The organism is Bacteroides sp. CAG:189, from assembly GCF_000432295.1.
In the GTDB taxonomy this organism is placed as follows: Bacteria; Bacteroidota; Bacteroidia; order Bacteroidales; family Bacteroidaceae; genus Bacteroides; species Bacteroides salyersiae.
This window is the reverse complement of the sequence record NZ_HF991121.1, coordinates 138392-147638: the sequence shown is the minus strand read 5'-3', so window position 1 is coordinate 147638 and position 9247 is coordinate 138392. Positions and strand designations below refer to the sequence as shown.

At 42.5% G+C, this 9247-nt stretch carries 4 protein-coding genes and 1 pseudogene (1 of these 5 only partly in view); all 5 read right to left on the bottom strand.

From position 1 onward, the window contains the following. A pseudogene (locus tag QVP90_RS17780) lies at nt 1-584 on the bottom strand (DUF1573 domain-containing protein); it reaches 514 nt to the left of the window's first position. Between the two features lie 193 nt (nt 585-777). Beyond that, complete coding sequence (locus QVP90_RS17775; RefSeq protein WP_264380768.1) at nt 778-6468, bottom strand: alpha-2-macroglobulin family protein; 5691 nt, start codon at nt 6466-6468, stop codon at nt 778-780. A gap of 587 nt (nt 6469-7055) precedes the next feature. After that, complete coding sequence (locus tag QVP90_RS17770) at nt 7056-7520, bottom strand: hypothetical protein (protein WP_021937166.1); 465 nt, start codon at nt 7518-7520, stop codon at nt 7056-7058. A 4-nt stretch (nt 7521-7524) separates the two neighbouring features. Then, nucleotides 7525-8544, bottom strand: a complete 1020-nt coding sequence (locus QVP90_RS17765; protein WP_007478724.1) for a hypothetical protein — start codon at nt 8542-8544, stop codon at nt 7525-7527. Between the two features lie 15 nt (nt 8545-8559). Continuing rightward, nucleotides 8560-9234, bottom strand: coding sequence for a hypothetical protein (locus QVP90_RS17760; RefSeq protein ID WP_005925758.1), 675 nt, complete (start codon nt 9232-9234; stop codon nt 8560-8562). Nucleotides 9235-9247 lie beyond the last annotated feature (13 nt).

Here is a 9247-nt window from a genome sequence, read left to right as displayed (position 1 = left end):
CTCTTTCCCTTCAGAACCACATTCGGTTTCTTTTCCATTTTCAGATAAGGAGGCAGATGCATCAATACCGGTTCGTATGGACGATCGGACAGATTTACGACACTAAACGTAAGAGTCGGTTCTTCACCACGATGGGCATCCGGAAAGGCAAATTCGTTCCGGTCCAAACGAATGGAACCGATAGCATAAGGATGTGTCTTCGTAAAATCAGTAACTTCCTGCACTACCTCGCCTACAAATTTCAAATAGACAAGGCTGGGTTGTGCATTACTATAAATACCCACAGTTTTCTCAAAATGTCCGAGTGCCTTCGCATCAAAAGTAGCACTAACCGTTCCTTTCTCACCGGGAGCGATGGGCGTTTTCGTCCAACTGGCAACGGAACAGGCACAAGAAGTGGTAACATTGGTCAATACCAAAGGCTTGTCTCCGGTATTCGTAATGGTATACTCCACATTTACAGGATGTTTCCATTCTATCTGCCCGAAGTTATGTGTCTCTTTATTGGAAGAAAGACGAGGTTGGGCAATGACAGACAAAGTAATAATAAAAAGGGTAATTATAAAGGATATACTGCGTTTCATGCTCTACATATTATATTTGGAGCACAAATGTAGGAGTTTTCAATGAGAAAAGGAACGGATTGAAAGGATTATTAAGGGTAGATGGTAAAGAATGCCGGTTACATCCATCAAAAATGTAACCGGCACTGATTGGCATTTGATTCAAAATACAACTTGTCTATCCGGACAAATACAACCGGCCTTCAAGTGTAAATCATTTTATCGTCACTTTCATCGAAGCGGAGTGAGAAACATATTCGGGTGCATATGCACTTTGGATGGTTGCCAGTCCGGTTTCATACATTCCGGCACGACTGATACGATAGCTATATTCAAGAACATAAACACCTTTGCCCAATCCATCGAAGAAGAAATTGGTTGAAGCATCTTTGATATCGACATAATAACCGAAACCGTTGTTCCAGCGATAACCGGATAACGTACCGATAGGTTCGAAACAGGCGGCACGCTGGTCTTTCAATTGGATGAAATCCATCGGACGATCCAAACGGACCGTAAGGCGTGAAACGACTTTATCTCCTACAGCCAACTCCGTAGCGGCTGTTATCGGTTGTAGCTGACGAACATTATTCACCAAACGCTCCACATACAGTTTCTTCTCTACACTCAGTTCGTTACCTTGCTGTTTCACTTGATCGATATCTTCCTGATACTGTGCATAGACTGCTCCCCAGGCGATACCGGTATCCCGTTTTTCGACAGTTATCTTACGGGCATCCACCACTTTCTTGTCAGTGAAAGTCTTTTTAATGTAGCCCAATCCGGGAACAATCGTTTTGGCAGGAGCCAAAGTTTCCAATACCTCATTAGCAACAGTAATACGTACATCACCTTGATTATCGAGCAGATTGACACCACGTTGCAACAGGGCAAAAACCGCATTTACCGTAGTCACCGGAGAATCCCATGCCTGCGTTTGCTTCTGCTTCAAGAGCCAGAGTTTCATTTCTTCCACCGTAGAGGAGTCGCCGGATACAAGTTCAAGAGCTTCCATTACCGTGACATGGGCCGGGATCTGTAAACCGCCCCAAGTATAAGGATTCTCATTGAAAGCAAAGAACATTCCCTGTTCGTCCGTCTTTGTCAAGAACTCTTTCAAAGAAGCAATAAAATTCAATGCTTCCTGCTTCCTTCCGGCTTTATCCAGCACAATGGCGGCAAGTGCCTTATTAGCCATGGAACGGCTGGTCAGCGTCTCCCCTACTTTCGACAAGAAGTAATTGTAAGCGGTCTGATTATCGGCAAGCGGCATTTTTTCACCGGAAATAGCAACAAGGTAGAGATACTTCAACGCCTCATCGGAGAGCCCTTTTACCTTTTCTCCGTTTTTCTCTGCTTTACGGATATTCTTATACTCTTCCAACGCTTCTTTATTCAGAAAACTGAAAGCAGAACGCTGCATCGTCAAGGCATCCCCTTCCAGCGGTTTACCGGTAAGCAAAGCGAGACGGGCATTCAATTCGACAATAAAGTTCGTGATAAATCGACTACCGTTCATACCTTTATACCATGCCCACGAACCATCGGACTGCTGAAGCTCTTTTAACCGGGTCAAGGCAGCAATATTGTTATTACGAATGTTGTTCAGATCGAATAAAGTAGCGATGCGCTTTTTCTGTTCTTCTTCCGTCCGGGCCTCCATCACCCAAGGAGATTCAGACAACAAGATGTTCTTCACCTCCTGATTCTTTTGCAAATTACTGAGGAAAGTCTCCTTCGTTCCGCCTTGCAACTTCCAACTATCGAACACGGCTTTGATGCGTGGCTGTGAATTCATTATATAGGCAGCCAACGTATTCGCATAATAAGCGGCAGCCCAAGAGATGGCATTATTGTTCTCGGGCATACCCAACGATGGTAATGCCTGTATGGCGTACCAAGCCGGATTACCTGTAAACTCGATAGTCAGACGACGGTCGGTAGCCGATTTGCTGTGATTATTGAATAACTTATCGAGCGGGAAAGTACGTGTTTCTTCTCCGCGAACAGGCATGGCCACAGTCTCCACCAAATCCGCTTTATTGCTAAGTACGGGTAAGAGGTGCTGCTCGCCGTCACTGAACGAACCACCATCGGCAATCATACGGCAACCCAATACATCGTATTTATCGGTAACAATAAAAAGGAAACTCACTCCCGTGCTACGTCCTGCTTCTACAGAGAACTTTTGTTTCTGCGTACTGATCACCTTTTCCGTCATCGGGTCAAAAAGAATAAAGCTAACCGTTCCGGAAATATTCTTTCCGGTAAGGTTTGCCACAGAAGCGGCTACAGAAGTTTTATCTCCCACGCGGACGAAACGCGGCAAGTTCGGAGTCAGCATAAAGTCCTTACTGGTCACAGCAGTAGCATCGATCATACCTGTCATCATTCCTTTGGTATGCGCATATCCCCGGAAATTCCAACGGGTAAGGCTCTGCGGCATGGTGAAAGAGAAAGAAACTTCCCCTTGCTCATTGGTACGAAGTTGCGGATAGAAGAAAGCGGTCTCGGCAAAATTGGTACGCAATTCTTCGGTAGCCCCAGGAAGGGTTTCTCCCGCTCCGGTATCCCTGTCGGCATCAGCCGTTTCGGCATATTCAACATCGGCTTTATCGCTGATGACGATAGACATACCCGCCTCGGCTTTCGCCATTCCGCGTACTTTTGCGCTTCCAACAACCGTTGCGTTCTGTCGATAATTACAAAGGGGTATCATTTCCTCTTCGAAAACCAGATTACTGACGTAATTGAATGGAAGCGCGAAGTGGTCGTATGCCATCGGATCTACCTTCAGGCTCTTGGAAGGGAACCAATAATTATAAGAGTTCATTCCCCAATAACCATCCATCCAGCGTGTTCCGGGCACAGAAAGGTTGTATCCGATTCTCAGGCTCTGATTATTTTTCCATATCTTATCCAGCGAAGCGTCATACATGGTAGCCAACATTTCAGCTGCGGCCGGCATTCCTTGCGGGGTTTTGACAGTCAGCTTCCACTCTTCTTCCTGTCCCGGACGCAGTTTATCACGGAATACCTCCCATTTCATTGTCAATGTTTTATCCGGCAAGCGTTTCGTCATTCTTACCGTCTGCTGATTTACGGAACCATCCTTCACAAAGCAGAAAGTAGCGGAAAGCCCGTTGCCATACGATTCTTTATAAGGATATTCAAAACGCTCAATTGAATCGGACAAACGAAGCACCTTGCTTTCCAGCATCCGGTTACCACTGAACAGATTCATCATCACATACGCGTCTTTCTTGGAAGTTCCGAAATAGAACACAGCCGGATGAGCGGCATCAAACGAGGTATTTTCTGCATAATACCAGATCGCCTTGTCTACCGGAGGGCGCTTATCTTTGATCGAGAAGAGTATGACTTCCTCTTCGCCCGTCACTTCACGACCCTGATCATCTTTGGCAGACATAACCAACAGATATTCTCCCGACGGCACAGAAGTCCATCCCGGAAGAAGCGTCTCTTTATTGGAAACAAACGTACCCGTATAAGCCGGAGTGCCTTTCATCACCTCTTCGGACTTCGCACCACCGACTACGGGATAAAGTTTGTAGTTACCCTCTACACTAACGGGCTGGCCATCAAGATTGGTAGCTTTAAAAGTCAGCTTGATGGAGTCTTCCTTGCAAACAGGATTCTGTATCTCGGCTCCCAGTAGCATTGAACGGTTTCCGACTCCTAAACTGTAAGTGGAAGCCTGCGTCTCTCCCGCCACATTCGTAACCGTCGCTTGAATCTGGAAAACATAATATCCCATATCGAACCCTTTATCACCACTCAAGGATACCGGAATCGTGAATTGTCCGTCTTCATTCAGCAAAACGGTGCCCGATGCAATAGGTTCAGCACCCAACTGCGCTCCTTGCCAGCCAAAACGCATAAAACGGGTAACTGTATAATTCAAAGGCAAATCCTGCAATGACACACCACTAAAGGTGGCCACCGTTCCTTTCACATCGATTTTATCACCCAAGCTATACGACCCGGTCATCTTATCAAAAGTTATATCGAAAGTAGGTCGCTTATACTCTTCCACGCGGATAGTGGTCATTCCTTCATCGGTAGTTAGTGTGAACGTACCGTTCAAGCAAACGGACGGCAAAGTGAATTCCGTAGCAAAGGAACCGAACTCATTGGTACGAAGCTCTTTCTTTCCAACCTCCTGCCGATTGGCATCGGTAAGCGTCAACGTATAAGTGCGATTGACAATGACATTAGCTGTATCCAGTTCCTGCTCATAAGCAATACCTTTCACATATACGGTTTGCCCCGGTCGATAAAGAGAACGGTCCGTCAGAAGTTTCACCGAATTCACCGGTTTCTTATCCGTGTAGTAATTATAACTACCGCCATAAATACCTTGCAAGGGCATTGCGGTATCATCGCCTTTGGTAGCGACTAAATAGCGGTATTCACGTTTATAGGGGAATGTTGCCTTTCCTTCGGAATCAGTAGTAAACTCCGTCAATTTCTTTTCATCGTTTGTATAAAGAGTGACAACGGCACCTTCCACAGGCTGTCCGCTCATACAGTCGAGGACAACCACTTCGTATTGGTCTCCCGGCAAACGAAGTGTCAATACCTTAAAACGGGTAACACTCAGCTTGCTTTCACTATTTTCCCGTGCCTTGGCATCGGGTACGATACGCATCACATATTCTCCGATTGCCGGAGCTTTCAACGTAAATACAGTATCCTGATTCTGATAATTCTGAGGACGCAATAAAGAATAATGCTGTTCGGCCACCCGCTTTTTCGATTGGTATAATTGCACCGTAAAACCATCTATATTCTTATGGTTCACCATCAACTTCATATCAGTATCCGGATAAACAACCTGGTCGGCACGTACATACAAAGCCGGATTCAAAATCTCCTGTTTCAAATTCTTTAAGGCATTGATGCGTTTATAGTCCGGATAAAGCCTGATAGCCTCATCACAAATCTGCAAAGCCATCACCTGTTGCTGTTTTTCCACAGCATAGCGGGCTTTGGCCAGATAAACCTCAGCACAGACATCATGCGATTTAAAATCAGCTTTCAGTTTATCGAGGCCGGTCAGATAAGGATCTTGAGTCAACCCGATTAAATTCTGTGGTGCCCGATAAGGCACAAAGGTAGGATCCGAATTCCGTTTCCAGTTCAGATAATCGAGTTTGCAGAGCACATAACCATCATCCATACCGGCTTTTTCATAAGCATCGAGCATACCTAAATAAACGTTTTCAACCGATGTCTGTACAACAGAATCTTTATCCAATCCCATTACATTGTTCAAAGCATCCACCCCTCTGCTACCCAGCAAATGAAGCATATCATGATGATAGTATTCACTGGTATCTCCGAGTTTCACAAAAGGAATATAAATGCGCGAAGAGGTATTCAACAGCAATCCCGTATCCTGCAAAGAACCGGCTGTATATTTCATCACCTGTTGCACGAACATATTACTGCTCCATTCCCGTATATCGGAGGAGGGAGCTTCGTCTACAATATTCGTCCGCTGACGAATCTGCCAGCGATTGCTGGATGCATAATCTGCATAAATACCGGCTATCAGGGAATTCAAAACAGCACGGTCCATCGGTTTATCCGTTGTTTCCGCCCACTGTTCCAAACCTTTCAAACTTACATAAAAGCTATCGGGAGTCAACGTTTCGCGGTATTTCATCCGCCACGTATACGCCTTCAACATCTGTGGAGAGTTTCTCTCTGTTTCCGCTTTTTTATAAATTCGATCTGTCAGTTGGATCACTGTTTGTGGCAAACTCTTCTGTTCAGCCTGCTCCACCTGTTTCCATAACTTGTCAAATGTTTGAGCTTTTGCCCAAGGTGCTATCCCTAAAGAGAGCAATACCATCATACAAATCTGCTTTATTCTCATACGTTCAAAGTTTAAGTCCTTTTATATTAAGAACAAAGAAAGAGAATAAAGTTTAAAGAAAAGCATTTTTTAGCTTAAATTTAATGACCTGTATACTATAAACACACGATTTTTCAAAATCATATCTGCCCCTAAATCCTAATAGGTTCGAACTATCACCTCATTTTAGTTCAATATGAATAAAAAGAACTTTCACATTTAGTAAAGACCAAACTACTGTCTTAACCGCCAGTTTACCATATTCTCCAAGCTTCAAGAACTCTATATATCGTCTGTATTTATCTGATAATCATCATCTATTAAAACGTGGTTATAATTTCTTAACATACACTGTTCCAAATTATAATCGTTCGTCTTATAGAGTTCTTCAATTCTTAAATCACCGGTCAGTCTTTTTTCTATGACATTTTCAAATTTTAAAATATCACAAAAATTATTCCTTATACATCCTTTACTAAATATGAGACAGATATATTTTATCTGCTGTGTATACTCAGAAGTTAAATCCTCTTCCCAACCAAAAGGTATATGGATGACTTGCACACACCAGTATAAGAATCCCTAAATAAAAACTTTTTACTTTATTTTTATTCATTCCACAATTCGTCAAACTTCTCCTTTTTAAAAACCTTCTGTAGTCTTTCATTTGCCATAACATGTTTACGGATCGCATCCAACACATCTGTCTCTCTCACTTTAAGCGTAATGTGCACAGTATATCTACCGTCTTTCTCTTTCACCGGAATTTCTTCCGCAATAGCTATATTCTTTAGAATAACTTGAGCAGCTATTTTACTTTCATTGATAAATTCCTCTTTCAATACATCATTTCCCAAATCTTCCGTCAGATAAGATTGGCTGACACTGGTTATTTTTCCATTGATCTGAGTAGCCAATTCACCTTTGGTGTTGAGTAATGCTTTCTGTTTGGCAATCATCAAAGATGCCGAAGTAGCACATTGATGTGCTACGAAAAAGCCCTCTTCCTGGTCTTGCGCTTGCAACGATAGACATAAGAAAAGAGCTAATAATAAAGAACCTACATATTTCATTTTCTTAATGATTATCTATTATTAAATCGACTATGCTGATCTGCAAGTCTTTTTTCCGTATCCTATTGGCTTGTAACCACTGAACAAACTGTTGTGAAGTCACCGACGGTAATTCGCTATATCCTTTCGGTAACTCAGGATGGGAAATACCTTCGTCATCAGCCGATGAAAAGAAAAAATCTTTTGTAAACGGAGTTTCCGAAAAAAGATAGTAAATGCGAATGACATCGTATTTTTGATCTGTAATCAATTCCAGTTCATCAATATTCTCTTTTGGAAATCCGGAAGGTTCCGATATATCAAAGAATGAGTACCATTGATTTGCTTTGACAGATACGTCGTCCACATTATCATAAGCATAATAAGGCAACATGCGTTGGGCTTTTTCCCCATTATCCATAAAAAGAGCCAAATGACCGGATTTCGAACTACGGAATTGCGTAATGAACAAATCTCCTTGATGAAATACAGAATCCTGTCCTGCAATGAGTTCACTGCCATTCAAACCGATTTTCTGCTCTACTACGACATTCTTTTTATCATTCAGTATTTTAAATTCAAAGCGGGGTAATATCTGATGAAGCTGTTTTGCATAACCATTTACCGCACAAGTCCATTCCACAGCAGGTATCTTCTTTTTAAAATTACCTTTCCGGTCCGCCCCTAATATTTCCGTTTTCCGAGAAGTGAAAACGGGTTCTGTTTTATCACTACACCAGACTCCCTGAGCAAACTGGGATTTCATATCCACAAAATGTTCATAATGTTGCAACTCACTTTCGTAAGTCTTCATAAAATTTCCATAGACAATAGATGTGCCAAACTGATTTTCAATTGCCGTTTGTTGAGCCAGACGGAGCAATTCCTGGTGCTCCAGTTTTTCTTCTTGCGGTAATTTTATAGAAGCTTCTCCTGATACTTCAATCCATTCTGCCGGTGGAGTGCCCTGAAAGACCTGGGCACTCACCGGTGAATAAATATATTGAATCCATGACAATATCAATAAAACAGCCGTTTTCTTCATTACTTGAATATTTAATTAGTAAACACTCAATTTAGAGTTTTTCTTAAACAGCCGGTTACCTCCAAAACGCCATCCCATAGAGACAAAACCACTGCCGGCTTTCTTCTCGCCATCACTTTTATAACCATAAAAAGTGGAGAACAAACCACGATACCCAAAACCGATTCGGAAATTACGAAATTCAATACCAGCCTCTGTTGTACCTCCTACTTTGAAACGGCATCCTCCCTCTTCTCCTTCGTAACCGCTATAATAAGGATCATCTATAAACAAAGCATTAAACGTTACCCCAGCATTAGCATATACACGTATATGATTATTAATCAGATATTTTACTTCACCGACCAATGGAATCCCCACACCTTGTCCCCATATAGATTCACCATAATAATAACTCTCCGATTCTTCATTCAAAGGTAACTCTTCATAATGAGCATAATAAACTCCACTTTTTATTGAAAGCGGCAGATAGAGTGGCATTATATGCCGTGGAAGTACGTATTCAAAAGAAAAACCGGCATGTGCTGTAGGCATATAAGTGCCTTCATCATCGTAATAGCGGGTTGAGTAAAAATAGGATTTAGGCATTCCACACGACCAATCTATCCCCATCCTAAATTGTGCCGAAATGGGCTGCAACACACAAAACAACAATCCTATAATTCCGATTATTTTATTTATATTTTTCATTGTTATTCTTATT